This is a genomic window from Streptomyces sp. NBC_00012 (assembly GCF_045040875.1).
GTDB lineage: Bacteria > Actinomycetota > Actinomycetes > Streptomycetales > Streptomycetaceae > Streptomyces.
The window spans coordinates 4,471,477-4,485,125 of sequence record NZ_CP108309.1; the positions used below are offsets into that span (position 1 = coordinate 4,471,477).

Here is a 13,649-nt window from a genome sequence, read left to right on the forward strand (position 1 = left end):
GGCCCCCTACGGCTTACTGCTTACCGCACTGCGGGACCAGCTTTGTCTCTTCCTCCGAGAGGCTGGGACCAGGAGTGGGAGTTTTGGTCGGCTTGGGCTTGGCGGTATCGGACGTCTTGGCGCCACTGGATGTCTTGGCAGCGTCCGTACCCGGTGCCTGACCCTCGTCGGCGCTGGCCTTCTCGGCGGCGCGTCGTTCGGCGTTCTTCTTGCAGGCGGACGCCTGGACGGAGAGCTCGCCGATTTTCTCGCGGGCTGCGGTGAGGTTGCCCTCGGCGATGGTCGCCTCGACCTTCTTGCGCTGGTAGGGCGGGAGGTACTTGAGTTCGATCTCGGGGTGGTCCTTCTCGACCTTCGAGAGCGAGACCCAGGCCAGGTCCTGGCTGACGCCCCGGAACAGCGCGACATGTTCGTTCTTCGCGCCGATGTAGAACTGGTTCTGGGTCCAGCGGTAGCCGCCGTAGAGGCCGCCGCCGACGACGGCGAGCGCCAGCACGGTGTACAGGGACCTCTTCAGCCACTTGCGGCCACCGCCGGGCTTGATGAAGTCGTCGTCGGTGTACGCGTCGAAGGAGCCGTCGGGCATCCCGCCGTAGCCGCCACCGACACCGTCGCCGCTTCCGGGCGGGCCGAAGCCCCCTGCGGGCGGTGGTACGGGGCGGCCGAGGCCGGCCGCCCGTCCGGCGGGGGTCTGCATGGCGGCCGTGCTCTCGGCGTCGCTCATCTGTGCGGCCTGGTTCTCCGCGACAGCGCCGACGATGACCGGGGTGTCGTTGAACTGGGCGGCCAGGGTGTCGTTGCTGTCGACGTCGAGGACGTCGGCGACGATGCACGTGATGTTGTCGGGGCCACCGCCGCGCAGGGCGAGCTGGATCAGCTCCTGGATGGTCTCCTGAGGGCCCTGGTAGCTGGCGAGCGTCTCTTCCATCGTCTGATGCGAGACGACGCCGGACAGCCCGTCGGAACAGATCAGATAGCGGTCGCCGACCCGGACCTCACGGATGGAGAGATCGGGTTCGACGTGGTCGCCACTGCCCAGTGCCCGCATCAGCAGGGCGCGCTGCGGGTGGGTGGTGGCCTCTTCCTCGGTGATCCGGCCCTCGTCGACCAGCCGCTGCACCCAGGTGTGGTCCTGGGTGATCTGGGTGAGCACGCCGTCGCGCAGCAGGTACGCGCGGGAGTCGCCGACATGGACGAGGCCGAGGCGCTGGCCGGTCCAGAGCAGGGCGGTGAGCGTGGTGCCCATGCCCTCCAGCTGGGGGTCCTCCTCGACCATCATGCGCAGTTGGTCGTTGGCCCGCTGGACCGCGGTACCGAGCGAGGTGAGGATGTCCGAGCCCGGGACGTCGTCGTCGAGCTGGACGAGCGTGGAGATCACCTCGGAGCTGGCGACCTCACCGGCTGCCTGGCCGCCCATGCCGTCGGCGATGGCGAGAAGGCGTGGCCCGGCGTAGCCGGAGTCCTCGTTGCCTTCCCGGATCATGCCCTTGTGCGATCCGGCGGCGAAGCGCAGGGAAAGACTCATGCGCACCTCGCCCGTCGGTTCGGGGTACAGCCGGTCTCGAGCCACACTGCCCACCCTCCGGTCGGGAGCCGGGCGGGGTCCGTTGCCCGGACCGCCGCGACTCGCTCGCTCCGCTCGCTCATTGTCTTATTACTTCCGCAGCTCGATGACGGTCTTGCCGATCCGGATCGGCGCGCCCAGCGGAACGGGTGTCGGGGTGGTGAGTCGGGTCCGGTCGAGATACGTGCCGTTGGTGGACCCGAGATCCTCGACGATCCACTGGCCGTCACGGTCGGGGTAGATCCTGGCATGCCTGCTGGACGCGTAGTCGTCGTCCAGCACGATCGTTGAATCGTGCGCCCGGCCCAGCGTGATGGTCTGCCCCTGGAGCGCCACCGTGGTGCCGGTGAGGCTGCCCTCGGAGACGACCAGCTTTGTCGGTGCCCCCCGGCGCTGGCGGCCCGGCTGCTGGCGTTGCTGCGGCGGCGCCGCAGCATTCTGGCGTGCCTGTGGAGGCCGCGCGTCGTTCGCGGTGCGGCGTGAGCCGCGCTGCGTGACGCGCGTTCCGAACAGGTCACTGCGAATGACCTGGACGGCCACGATGACGAACAGCCACAGAACAGCCAGGAAACCTAGCCGCATGACCGTCAGGGTCAGCTCTGACATTGCCCCCGCTTCACCCTTCGGCTTGCCGGTAAACGATGGTGGTGCTGCCCACGACAATCCGCGAGCCGTCGCGGAGCGTAGCGCGGGTGGTGTGCTGCCCGTCTACCACGATGCCGTTGGTAGACCCGAGATCCTGGATCGTCGAGGGCGTTCCGGTCCGGATCTCACAGTGCCGACGGGATACGCCGGGGTCGTCGATCCGCACGTCGGCGTCGGTGCTGCGCCCCAGCACCAGCGTCGGGCGGGAGATCTGATGGCGGGTGCCGTTGATCTCGATCCAGCGTCGCACCTGCGCGTTCGGCAGGGGGCTGGGCCCGGCCGGCGGGTGCCGGTCGGTGCTGGGGGCTCCGGGCCTGCCGGCGCCCGGCGGCGGGGCCGCGGGCATGGGCGGGGCGGAGCTGGGCGGGTATCCGTAGCCGCCGGTGGGTTGCGCGGATCGGCCCGGACCCGGCTGGGGAGGCTGGCCCTGCAGTCCTTGGCGGCCTTGTGGGTCCTGCTGTGACGAACTCGATGCCAGGGTGCGGCTGCGCACCCGGTAGAGCCCGGTGTCGAGGTCGTCGGCCTTCTCCAGGTGGACCTTGATGGGGCCCATGAAGGTGTACCGCTGCTGCTTGGCGTAGTCGCGGACCAGCCCGGAGAGTTCGTCGCCCAGCTGGCCGGAGTACGGGCTGAGCCGCTCGTAGTCCGGGGTACTGAGCTCGACGATGAAGTCGTTGGGGACGACGGTCCGCTCGCGGTTCCAGATCGTCGCGTTGTTGTCGCACTCGCGCTGGAGGGCTCCCGCGATCTCGACCGGCTGGACCTCGGACTTGAAGACCTTGGCGAAGGTGCCGTTGACCAGACCTTCGAGACGCTGCTCGAAACGCTTCATGACTCCCATGGGGCACCTCCTCCGTTGTAGTCGTCCCTGTACTGCTTACTGATCGTATCCACGCGTCGGGAAATCGGCTGGTTCCCCTTGTCTGCCCTGTGGATGAGTGTCACCTCTCACACGGATGGTAGAGGCGGCCTCCTCACAGTGTCCCGCACGCGGGGTGCACACAGGAGGAGTGGGGGCGGCCGCTCGGCGTTCCCGCTTCCCTTCAGTCGGCCGGTGAAACAACGGATGTGAATCCACCCTGTCCAGCGTGCTAATCTTCCGGATGTCGCCAGGCGCTCGCACCAAACGGTGAGAGAGAGTCTGGAAACACCACTCTTGCGCGAGTGGCGGAACGGCAGACGCGCTGGCTTCAGGTGCCAGTGTCCTTAGGGACGTGGGGGTTCAAATCCCCCCTCGCGCACAAGAGGGAAGCCCCACAGGCCAACGGTCTGTGGGGCTTCTTCGTTCCCGGGGTCCGGTACAGGTTCTGGTGCGGTTTTCGGTCCGGGGTCGGTGCGGCTTTCGGTACGGCTCCCGGTCCCGGTCGGTACGGCTTTCGATCCGAGGGGCGGCGCGGGTTTCGGTTCGGGGTTCGTGTGTGCGATTTCTTGCGCCGTTCGTTCCCGGATTCTGGTTTCACGTGAAACGTCTGGTTTGGGGTGCCCTGAGGTGCCTCGGGGCTGACGGGTCAGGCGCGTGGCGCCTGTGGGGCGGTGTCGCCGGCCGAGTTGTAGCGCAACAGGTACTCCGCGAACCGGGCGAGATCTTCCTCCGTCCAGTCCGCGAGGCGCTCCTGATAGGCCGTGCGGCGGCTGGCCTGGGTGGAGGCGAGGGCCTGGGTTCCGGCCGCGGTGGGGTGCAGTACCTGGATCCGGTGGTCGTCGGGATCCGGATGGCGCTCGACCAGTCCCAATTTCTCCAGAGTGGCGATCTGTCGGCTGACCGTCGATTTGTCCAGCATGTAGTGCGCGGCCAGATCCGTCGCGCGGCAGCCGTGCCGGTCTTCGATGTGCGCCAGCAGCGTGTACGAGACCAGGGGGAGCTCCGGGTGGAGTCGGGCCGCCGCGGCTCGCGCGCGGCGCGCGAAGGCGGTCAGTTCCCGCTGGATGACGTCCAGTGACTCTTCGCGTTCTTCCGGGGTTCCTGGCACTGTTCCGCCTTCCGTTTCGCGGCTTCCGGGTTTCAGTTGTATAGTACAACGAGTTAGGAGTTGTAAAAGCCAACTATTGGAGTTCCGCATGTCCACAGGCCCGAGTGCCGCCACCGGCTCCACCGCCGCCGCTCTGCGCCATGTGCTGGGCCATTTCGTCACGCCGTTGCTGATGTGCGTCGGTATGGGGCTCGCCTATCTCGGGGCCTTCCACGCCCCGGAGCCGCACGATCTTCGGGTGGACGTGGTCGGTTCGGGGCCGAGCGCGCAGGTGCTCGCGCAGACGCTGCAGGACAAGAGCGACGGGGCGCTGAGCGTACGTACCGTTCCCGACCGGGCCGCGGCGGTGGACCACCTGAAGACGCAGGCGAGTTACGGCGCCTACCTGCCGGGGAAGCATCCCGAGCTGCTCGTGGCGAGCGCGTCCTCGGACACCAGCGCCACGGTGGTCGAGAAGGTGTTCACCAAGGTCGCAGCTGGGCAGGGCGACCCGCTGAAGGTGACGGACACGGCACCGACCGCGGACGGCGATCCGACCGGCCAGGGCATTTTCTTCCTGCTGGTCGCGGTGAGCATCGGCTCCTACGCGTCGGTCGCGGTCATCGGGGGCGCGGGTGCCGTGCTGGCGCTGCGGATCAGGGCCGCGCTGGCCGTCGCCGCGTCGCTGGTGGTGAGCGTGATCGGGGTGGTGTTCGCGGGGCCGCTGTTCGGCCTCGTGGACCATGGGCTCGGTGGCCTGTGGGCGATGGCCTGGCTGTACTCCGCGGGCATCCTGCTGATCGGCGTCGGACTCCACACCTTCCTCAAGCGCTGGACGACGCTCGGCCTGATGGTGCTGTTCGTGATGCTCAACTTCACCAGCTCCGGCGGTATCTTCCGGCCCGAACTCCAGCCCGGCTTCTTCTCCTCTCTGCACTCCTTCTGGAACGGTGCCGGCTTCGTCGAGGGCGTGCGCAGCCATGTGTACTTCGGCGGACACGCGCTCGGCGGACATGTGCTGGTGCTCGCGCTCTGGTTCGTGGTGGGCCTGGCCCTGATGGGTCTGGCGGGGCTGGCCGAGTCGAAGCGGCGGAAGGCCGCAGCGGAGACGGCGGCGGCCGACGCCGGCTCCGGAGAGGCCGGTGGAGCGCACGGGCCCAGGCATGCCGCCAGGGCCGGGGCCGGAACCTGGACCGAGGCCGGCGACGCGGAGGAGATCGAGGAAGAGATGGAAGAGACCGTTGGCGTCTGACCAGGACGGATCGTTGTCCACAGGCCGCAAGGCGGGTTTTCCACAGGGGCAGACGGCTTTCGGCCGACGGCGGTACCTTCGTCGCAATTGATCTGCGACAGGGCGTAGGGCCACAAGCGCAGGGCGAGAGCGGGGGAGGCTGCGCGCCATGGGTGACATCGAAGCGACGGTGCCGGTTCAGCGGGCTGTGACAGAGGGGCCGCGGATTCCGGTCGTGCCCGGATTCGCACGGCGGGCGGCTGCGGCGGGCGGGGGTGCGGCGCAGTCGCCGCGGGCGGCGGGCAAGGCGCTGCGGGAGCGGGTGCCCAGGGCCTCGCACGCCTTCCTGGACCTTCCGGCCGGGCGGCCCGATGCGGTGCGGGCGGTCAAGGAGTCGAGCCGGGGCAGAGTGCCCGCTCTCACCCCGATCCGGGTGGGGCGGATGGCGGCCACGCCCTTTGCCTTTCTGCGCGGCTCGGCCGGGCTGATGGCCCATGACCTGGTCGGTACACCGGTCAGCGGGGTGGGGGCCCAGCTCTGCGGCGATGCGCACGCGGCCAATTTCGGGCTGTACGGCGATGCGAGGGGCAGTCTCGTCATCGATCTCAACGACTTCGACGAGACCGTGTACGGCCCGTGGGAGTGGGACCTGAAGCGTCTTGCCACCTCGCTGGTGCTCGCGGGGCGCGAGGCCGGGGCGGATGAGGACACCTGCCGGCAGGGCGCGTACGACACGGTGGGCGCCTACCGGCGGACGATGCGTTTGCTGGCCAAGTTGCCCGTGCTCGACGCCTGGAATGCCATCGCGGACGAGGAGTTGGTCTCGCACACGGACGCGCGGGATCTCCTCGGCACCCTGGAGCGGGTCTCGGAGAAGGCCCGCAACAACACCAGCGCCCGCTTCGCGGCCAAGTCCACCGAGGATTCCGGGGACGGCGGACGCCGTTTCGTCGACGCGCCGCCGGTGCTGCGGCGGGTACCGGACGAGGAGGCCGCCGCAGTTGCCGCAGGGCTCGGTGACTATCTGGGCACGCTCTCGGAGGACCGGGTTCCGCTCCTCGCCCGGTACGCGATCCACGACGTGGCGTTCCGGGTGGTCGGTACCGGGAGCGTCGGCACCCGGTCGTACGTGGTGCTGCTGCTCGATCACCGCGGCGAGCCCCTGGTGCTCCAGGTGAAGGAGGCGCGGCCCTCCGTGCTGGCGCCGTATTTGCCGGCGGTCGGGTTCGATGTGCCGGAGGTGGCGCACGAGGGGCGCCGAGTGGTGCTCGGGCAGAAGCGGATGCAGGTCGTCAGCGACATCCTGCTGGGCTGGGCGACGGTGGACGGGCGCGCGTTCCAGGTACGGCAGTTCAGGAACCGCAAGGGCAGCGTGGATCCGGCGGCGCTGGCGGCCGATCAGGTCGACGACTACGGCAGGATGACCGGTGCGCTGTTGGCGCGGGCCCACGCGCACAGCGCGGATCCGCGGCTGATCGCGGGCTACTGCGGCAAGAACGAGGAACTGGACGAGGCGGTGGCGGCGTTCGCGGCGACCTACGCGGACCGTACGGAGGCGGACCACGCGGAGTTGGTGCGGGCCGTCGGATCGGGGCGGATAGCCGCCGAGCTGGGCGTCTGAGAGGTATCGCGCCGACCGCGCGTCCTTGGGACGTGGGCGGTGGCCATACGCTGGACGGGTGACCCACGAAGCCGCCGGGGTGCCGACCACCCGGAACGACGATGACCGGCAGGACAACGACCGGCAGCGCGAGCAGCACGCCCGGGACGAGCCGCTTGAGCAGCAGGGCCGGGACGAGCCGGTCGAGCAGCACGGCCGGCCGGCCGCTGCCGGTCCGGAGGCCGTTGCTGGTCCAGAGACCGGTGCCGGTCCGGAGATTGGTGCCGACGGTGGTTCCGGCGCCGCTGCGGGCCATGCCGGAGACGGGGCTGCCGATGGGGCAGCGGGCGAGTACGCCGGTGGCGGGACGGATGGCCGTGCCGAGGAGGAGCGGCCCGAGGCTCGGCTCGCGAGGGCGGTCCGGGTGGCGGAGCAGGCGCTGATCGAGTTCGAGATCGCGGTGGAGACCTTCCGGGTCGAGGTCGAGAACTTCTCCCGGCTGCATCACCAGAAGCTCGGGCCCATGTACACTCGTCTCGATGAGCTCGATGCGCAGATCGCGGAGGTCCGGGCCGCCAGGACGGGCGACCCGGAGGACATCCGCAAGGCGCAGGAGGCCCGGGCGGTCGTGATGCCGATGCCGGGCGTCGACGAGCTGTTCCACGACTGGATCGACTCCGACGGGCTTTCCCCCGAGGCTGCGGCGATGCTGACCGAGCAGCCGGTCCGGCCGCCCAAACGGGTCCGGCCGACCGAGGAGGCGCGCAAGCTCTACCGAGACCTGGCACGTCAGGCCCACCCGGACCTGGCGCAGGACGACACGGAGCGGGCCCGCCGGGACGAGTTCATCGCCCGCGTGAACGCCGCATACGGGCGGGGGGACGAGGCGCTCCTGATGGAGCTGGCACAGGAATGGGCGGCGGGTCCGGCGACCCCGGAGGCGGAGCTCAGCGAGAGCGAGGAGCTCTACGCCCGGCTGAACTGGCTGACCCAGCGCAAGGAGCTTCTGACGGTGCTCGCCCAGGAGCTGGAGGAGAGCGCGATCGGGTCCATGCTGCGGATGGCGCCGGACGATCCGGACCGGCTGCTCGACGAGATCGCCGAGCAGCTGCTGGGCGAGGTCGCGCAGCGCGAGGCGGAGCTGGCGGGCATGGTGCAGTAGCGTGCCAGGTGACTCTGGCGCGCACGTACGAGAGAAGGCATGACCCATGAATTTCGCCCCGCTGCCCTCGGTGGACGTCGCGGCGGTTCCGTCGGACGGCTTCGTGCTGGACGTCCGGGAGGACAACGAGTGGGCGGCCGGGCATGTCGAGGGCGCCCTGCACATCCCGATGAGCGACTTCGTGGCCCGCTTCGGTGAGCTGACCGAGTCCGTCGACGACGATCGGCGCGTGCACGTCATGTGCCGGGTCGGTGGCCGTTCGGCCCAGGTCACCCAGTACCTGGTGCAGCAGGGCGTCGACGCAGTGAACATCGACGGCGGGATGCTCGCCTGGGACGGCTCCGGACGCCCGATCGTCACAGACAGCGGCGACCCGGCCTTCGTGCTCTGAACCGGAGGTCCGTTCCGGTCCGGAGAGCTTTTCTGGGTCGGTCTTTCCTGTCCCGGGAGCTCTTCTGAGTCCGGGTGCTGTTCTGGGCCGGGGCGCTGTTCTGCCGGAGGTGTCCCGGGCAGGGGCACCCCCGGTCCGGGGCGGCTCTGTTGTCGGTCGGCTGTCGGCCGGTCCGATTGCCGTTCGACCGGTGTCAGCCGAGGAGATGCGCGGCCAGCAGGCTGCCCAGTGCCTCCTCGTGTGCCGCTGCCGGGCCGAGGGACAGCTCGATCTGCTTCGCCCAGGCGTGAAAGCGGTGCAGCGGGTAGTCCGTGTCCGCACCGAAACCGCCGTGCAGATGCTGTGCCGTCTGCACGACCCGGCGTACGCCGTCCGACGCCCAGATCTTCGCCACGGCGATGTCGCCCTCGGCAGGCAGCGCCCCGTCGGCCCCGGTGGAGACCCGCCAGGCAGCCTGCCAGAGCGTCACTTCCATGGCCCGCAGGTCGATGTACCGGTCTGCGGCCTGTACCGCGACGGACTGGAACGTCGCCACCGGGAAGCCGAACTGTTCGCGTTTTCCGGTGTATTGGCTCGTCATGGCGAGTACGGCCTCACCCAGGCCCAGGGCGAGCGCGCACGTTCCGGTGGTGAGGAGGGCGCGCAGCCACTCCCAGGCCCCGGAGCCGTCGATCAGCGCGCGGTCGTCGATCCGTACCGACTCCAGTCGGACCTCGGCGAACCGTTCACCGCTGGTGGAGACCTGCTCGGCCAGGGTGACACCGTCCTGGGCGGGCTGGACCAGGGCGACGACCGCCCGGCCCTCGTCCGTGCGGGCCGGAATCGCGATCCAGTCCGCTGCCTGCGCCCACGGCACTGCTGACTGCATCCCGTCGAGCACCCAGCCGGCTGTTGTCTTCCGGCGGGCCTTCACGGCGAGTTCGGCGGGATCGTGGCCGGATCGGCCGTTGGCCCCGGCGGTGAGGACCAGCTCGCCCCGGCCGATCCGAGGCAGCAACTCGGCGGCCAGCCCCTGGTCTCCGTATCGCTGGAGCGCCATCGAGACCGCGCATGTCTCCAGCAACGGCACTCTCGCGAGCACCTTGGCGGACTCGCGCAACACCAGGCAGAGCGCTACGAGATCGAGCCCGGCCCCGCCGTGCTCCGGCAGAAGCGTCAGGCTCAGCAGGTCGCTCGACGCGAGCCCGGACCACAGCGGGCGGTCGATGTCCTCGGCCACCGCGCCCGGCACGAGAGCGGGGCTGGGCACCCCGTCCGGTGCGACTCCCGAGAAGACCGCTCGCGCTGCCTCCCCGGCCGCCTGCTGTTCTTCGGTGAAGGTGAAGTCCACTGTCCTGGCCTCCCGTTGACCGATGGCCACCCGAATCTGACGGATCGTCAAGATAGAACAGGTTCTACGAGAAGGGAACAGGGGAGGAGAGGCGGCGGGGTCGCTCAGCGGTCGAAGTCGAGCTCCACCTCCGGTGTGACCGGATGCGACTGGCATGCCAGCACATAGCCCGCGCCGGTCTCCTCGGGCTCCAGCGCGAAGTTGCGGTCCATCCGCACCTCGCCCGAGACCAGGAACGCCCGGCACGTCCCGCACACCCCGCCCTTGCAGGCGTACGGTGCATCGGCGCGGCTGCGCAGCACCGTCTCCAGCAGTGATTCGCCCTCCTCCACGGGCCAGGTGCCGGAGCGGCCGTCCAGGGTCGCGGTGAGACGGCTGTGAGCGGGCGATTCGATCCTCGGTCGGGCGGATGCGCTCGGGCCGTCGTCCACATGGAAGATTTCCTGGTGGATGCGGGTCCGGTCGACGCCCAGGCCTCGCAGCGCCCGGTCCGCGGCCAGGACCAGCCCGAACGGCCCGCACAGATACCAGCCGTCCACCTCGGTCATCGGAAGCAGCGCGGGCAGCAGCTTGGTGAGACGGTCCTGGTCCAGCCGGCCGGAGGGAAGGCCGGCCTGCTGCTCTTCCCGGGAGAGCACCGTGACCAGCTGGAACCGGTCCGGATAGCGGTCCTTGAGGTCCGCGACCTCGTCCAGGAACATCGTCGAGAGCGCTGTCCGGTCGCTGCGGATCAGGCAGAAACGGGCGTCGGGTTCCCGCGCCAGCAGCGTGGCCGCGATCGACAGCACCGGCGTGATTCCGCTGCCTCCGACGATCGCCGCGAAGCGTCCGGCGCGGGGCGTCAGCACGAAGCGGCCCATCGGAGACATCGCCTCGACCACGTCACCGACGGCGAGTTCCTTCAAGGCGTACGTGGAGAACGCGCCGCCGTCGACGAGCCGGATGCCCACCCGCAGCACCGGGTCGTCCGGCTCCTCGACGGCCGGGGAGCAGATCGAGTACGAGCGGCGGATCTCCTCGCCGTCGACTGTGTACCGCACATTGAGATGCTGACCGGGCTTGTGGCGGAAGGTCTCGCGCAACTCGGGCGGAACGGCGAGGGTGACGGCCACCGAATCGTCCGTGAGCCGTTCGACGGCGCGGACCCGGAGCGGATGGAACATCTACAACTCCTTGAAGTGGTCGAACGGTTCGCGGCACGTCACGCAGCGGCGCAGCGCCTTGCACGCGGTCGAGGAGAACCGGCTCAGCAGCTCCGTATCGGTCGAGCCGCAGTGCGGGCAGCGCACCGAGAGCGTGAGCGGCACCGGGCCGCCCGCGGGGGCCGTGGCATCGTGCGGGCGCGGGGGCGCTATGCCGAACTCCGCCAGCTTGCGCCGCCCTTCCGCGCTGATGTCGTCCGTGGACCAGGCCGGTGAGAGCACGGTGACCACGGAGACCTCCGGTATGCCGTGGTCGTGCAGAACCCGCTCGATGTCCGCGGACATGGCCTCGATCGCGGGGCAGCCCGTATAGGTCGGGGTGAGCCGGACGGTGACCTTGCCGGGAGCGAGGACGTCCACGCCCCGGAGCACCCCCAGCTCGTCCAGGGTCAGCACGGGCAGTTCCGGGTCGGGCACGGAGCCTGCGAGGCGGTGCAGCTCCTCCTCCAGGAGTGTCTCGGTCACCATGACGCCCCCGGGTGGCTGCGATGCAGATGCTGCATCTCGGCGATCATGCGGCCGAAGGGTTCCGTGTGGATGCCCTGGCGCCCCGCGCCCGCCGTCCAAGCCCCGGACTGCGGACCGGCCGGCAGCGCCAGTGTGGCCCGGTCCAGCACCGCGGAGACGGACTCCAGCCAGTCGCCGCGCAGCGACTGCCAGTCGATCTCCACGCCCTCGACGGGCTCGAACAGCTCGCCGGTGAACCGCCAGAGGGCGTCCGCCCCGCGCTGCATCCGGTCGTGGCTCTCGTCCGTGCCGTCGCCGAGCCGCAGCGTCCAGTGCTCCGCGTGGTCCTGGTGGTACGCGACCTCCTTGACGGCCTTCGCCGCCAGAGCGGCGAAGGCGCTCCCGCCCGATGCCAGCTGCTCGTACAGCAGCCGCTGATAGGAGGAGAAGTAGAGCTGGCGGGCTATGGTGCGGGCGAAGTCGCCGTTCGGTTGCTCGACCAGCTGGACGTTGCGGAAGGCACGCTCCTCGCGCAGGTATGCCAGCTCGTCCTCGTCCCCGACCATGGAGAGGAGCACTCGGGCTTGGCCCAGCAGGTCCAGGGCGATGTTGGCCAGGGCCACTTCTTCTTCCAGCACGGGCGCATGGCCCGCCCACTCCCCCAGCCGGTGCGAGAGCACCAGCGCGTCGTCGCCCAGGGCGAGGGCCGCGGTCACAGGTGCTTCACCCCTTCCGGGATCTCGTAGAACGTCGGATGCCGGTACGGCTTGTCGGCGGCCGGCTCGAAGAAGGAGTCCTTCTCGTCCGGGGACGAGGCCGTGACCTGCGCGGACGGGACCACCCAGATCGAGACGCCCTCGGAGCGGCGGGTGTACAGATCGCGCGCGTTGCGCAGGGCCATCTCCGCGTCCGGGGCGTGCAGGCTGCCCGCGTGGGTGTGGGAGAGGCCGCGGCGAGAACGCACGAACACCTCCCACAGTGGCCATTCGGTCGAGCTGCTCATGCTGTCGCCTCCCCGTTCCTTGCTGCTGTGTGCGTTGCTGTGTGCTTCTCGGCGTAGGCCACCGCCGCGTCCCGGACCCAGGCGCCCTCCTCGTGCGCCCGGCGGCGCTGGGTGAGGCGCTGCTCGTTGCACGGGCCGTTGCCCTTGAGGACCTCCTGGAACTCCTTCCAGTCGATCGCCCCGAAGTCGTGCTGTCCGCGCTCCTCGTTCCATCGGAGGTCCGGGTCCGGGAGGGTGAGCCCCAGTGCCTCGGCCTGCGGGACACAGATGTCCACGAAGCGCTGCCGCAGCTCGTCGTTGGAGTGGCGCTTGATCTTCCAGGTCATCGACTGCGCCGAGTGGGCCGAGGCGTCGTCCGGCGGGCCGAACATCATGAGGGACGGCCACCACCAGCGGTTCACCGCGTCCTGCGCCATTTCATGCTGCGCAGGGGTGCCGTTGCTGAGGGTGAGCAGCAGCTCGTACCCCTGGCGCTGGTGGAAGGACTCCTCCTTGCAGATGCGGACCATCGCCCGGGCGTAGGGGCCGTAGGAGCAGCGGCACAGCGGCACCTGGTTGGTGATCGCGGCGCCGTCCACGAGCCAGCCGATCGCGCCGACGTCCGCCCAGGTCAGCGTCGGGTAGTTGAAGATCGATGAATACCTCTGACGGCCCGCGTGGAGCTTGTCGAGCAGCTCCTCGCGGCCGGTGCCGAGGGTCTCCGCCGCGCTGTACAGATAGAGCCCATGGCCCGCCTCGTCCTGCACCTTGGCCATGAGGATCGCCTTGCGGCGCAACGAGGGCGCGCGCGAGATCCAGTTGGCCTCCGGCTGCATCCCGATGATTTCGGAGTGGGCATGCTGGGCCATTTGCCTGACCAGCGAGGCACGGTACGCATCGGGCATCCAGTCGCGTGGCTCGATGCGCTCGTCCGCCGCCACCGCGGCGTCGAATACCGCCTCCAGGGCCTCGTCCGCCCCTTCGGGCCTGTCCGCTCCCGCTCGCGCTGTCTGGTCCGCAGTCACTGCCGCCATCCCGGACTCCCTACCGACCGATCGTTCGGTTCAATGTCTTCAATGGTGAGTCGGTGGCCCGTAGGGTGTCAACCCTGTGGATAACTGACCGGGGATCGACGGGGATCGGGGC

Annotated in this window: 14 protein-coding genes and 1 tRNA gene; 5 read left to right on the forward strand and 10 right to left on the reverse strand. The window is 69.7% G+C overall.

Translation table 11 applies throughout. The annotated features are described in order from the left end of the window. Nucleotides 1-13 precede the first annotated feature (13 nt). From OHA19_RS20550 to OHA19_RS20560, 3 genes are all read right to left on the reverse strand, one after another. Nucleotides 14-1,525: a Stp1/IreP family PP2C-type Ser/Thr phosphatase gene (locus tag OHA19_RS20550; RefSeq protein WP_405751073.1), complete on the reverse strand. Its 1,512-nt coding sequence runs from the start codon at nt 1,523-1,525 to the stop codon at nt 14-16. A 129-nt stretch (nt 1,526-1,654) separates the two neighbouring features. Continuing rightward, on the reverse strand, nt 1,655-2,170 hold the full coding sequence (locus OHA19_RS20555) for an FHA domain-containing protein (RefSeq protein WP_072487556.1): 516 nt from the start codon (nt 2,168-2,170) through the stop codon (nt 1,655-1,657). A gap of 10 nt (nt 2,171-2,180) precedes the next feature. Continuing rightward, nucleotides 2,181-3,050 (reverse strand): FhaA domain-containing protein, encoded by an 870-nt coding sequence (locus tag OHA19_RS20560; protein WP_405714565.1) that lies wholly within the window; start codon nt 3,048-3,050, stop codon nt 2,181-2,183. A gap of 317 nt (nt 3,051-3,367) precedes the next feature. Between OHA19_RS20560 and OHA19_RS20565 the strand changes: the two genes are divergently transcribed. Beyond that, nucleotides 3,368-3,450, forward strand: a tRNA-Leu gene (locus tag OHA19_RS20565). 267 nt (nt 3,451-3,717) lie between these two features. Here OHA19_RS20565 and OHA19_RS20570 read toward each other — a convergent pair. Continuing rightward, nucleotides 3,718-4,179: a MarR family winged helix-turn-helix transcriptional regulator gene (locus OHA19_RS20570; RefSeq protein ID WP_405714563.1), complete on the reverse strand. Its 462-nt coding sequence runs from the start codon at nt 4,177-4,179 to the stop codon at nt 3,718-3,720. Nucleotides 4,180-4,267: 88 nt separating this feature from the next. Here OHA19_RS20570 and OHA19_RS20575 point away from each other — a divergent pair, with 88 nt between their 5' ends. The 4 genes from OHA19_RS20575 to OHA19_RS20590 all read left to right on the forward strand — a co-directional run bounded on the left by OHA19_RS20575 (nt 4,268) and on the right by OHA19_RS20590 (nt 8,542). Continuing rightward, a complete protein-coding gene (locus OHA19_RS20575) occupies nt 4,268-5,410 on the forward strand; it encodes a hypothetical protein (RefSeq protein ID WP_405751075.1) in 1,143 nt (380 codons plus the stop codon). A gap of 148 nt (nt 5,411-5,558) precedes the next feature. Continuing rightward, nucleotides 5,559-7,010, forward strand: a complete 1,452-nt coding sequence (locus OHA19_RS20580; RefSeq protein WP_405751078.1) for a DUF2252 domain-containing protein — start codon at nt 5,559-5,561, stop codon at nt 7,008-7,010. Between the two features lie 58 nt (nt 7,011-7,068). After that, the gene (locus OHA19_RS20585; protein WP_405714557.1) at nt 7,069-8,151 is read left to right on the forward strand and encodes a J domain-containing protein; all 1,083 of its coding nucleotides are present in this window, start codon (nt 7,069-7,071) and stop codon (nt 8,149-8,151) included. Nucleotides 8,152-8,197: 46 nt separating this feature from the next. Then, nucleotides 8,198-8,542, forward strand: a complete 345-nt coding sequence (locus OHA19_RS20590) for a rhodanese-like domain-containing protein (RefSeq protein ID WP_405751081.1) — start codon at nt 8,198-8,200, stop codon at nt 8,540-8,542. A 193-nt stretch (nt 8,543-8,735) separates the two neighbouring features. Here the strand turns inward: OHA19_RS20590 and OHA19_RS20595 are convergent, their stop codons facing one another. The 6 genes from OHA19_RS20595 to paaA form a co-directional block, all read right to left on the reverse strand. Beyond that, entirely contained in the window at nt 8,736-9,872 is a 1,137-nt protein-coding gene (locus tag OHA19_RS20595) for an acyl-CoA dehydrogenase family protein (RefSeq protein ID WP_405721657.1), read from the reverse strand. A gap of 104 nt (nt 9,873-9,976) precedes the next feature. Then, nucleotides 9,977-11,035 (reverse strand): 2Fe-2S iron-sulfur cluster-binding protein, encoded by a 1,059-nt coding sequence (locus OHA19_RS20600; RefSeq protein ID WP_405714554.1) that lies wholly within the window; start codon nt 11,033-11,035, stop codon nt 9,977-9,979. Continuing rightward, the gene (paaD, locus tag OHA19_RS20605; RefSeq protein WP_405714552.1) at nt 11,036-11,542 is read right to left on the reverse strand and encodes a 1,2-phenylacetyl-CoA epoxidase subunit PaaD; all 507 of its coding nucleotides are present in this window, start codon (nt 11,540-11,542) and stop codon (nt 11,036-11,038) included. It abuts the gene before it with no gap. Further along, nucleotides 11,536-12,237, reverse strand: a complete 702-nt coding sequence (paaC, locus tag OHA19_RS20610; protein WP_405751083.1) for a 1,2-phenylacetyl-CoA epoxidase subunit PaaC — start codon at nt 12,235-12,237, stop codon at nt 11,536-11,538. Before paaC ends, paaD begins: the two co-directional genes overlap by 7 nt. Then, nucleotides 12,234-12,524 carry a 1,2-phenylacetyl-CoA epoxidase subunit PaaB gene (gene paaB / locus OHA19_RS20615; protein ID WP_266731391.1) on the reverse strand — a complete coding sequence of 97 codons (291 nt, stop codon included), beginning with the start codon at nt 12,522-12,524 and terminating at the stop codon, nt 12,234-12,236. The genes paaC and paaB overlap by 4 nt, the downstream gene beginning before the upstream one ends. Then, nucleotides 12,521-13,537: a 1,2-phenylacetyl-CoA epoxidase subunit PaaA gene (paaA, locus tag OHA19_RS20620; RefSeq protein WP_405714547.1), complete on the reverse strand. Its 1,017-nt coding sequence runs from the start codon at nt 13,535-13,537 to the stop codon at nt 12,521-12,523. The genes paaB and paaA overlap by 4 nt, the downstream gene beginning before the upstream one ends. Nucleotides 13,538-13,649: the final 112 nt, after the last annotated feature.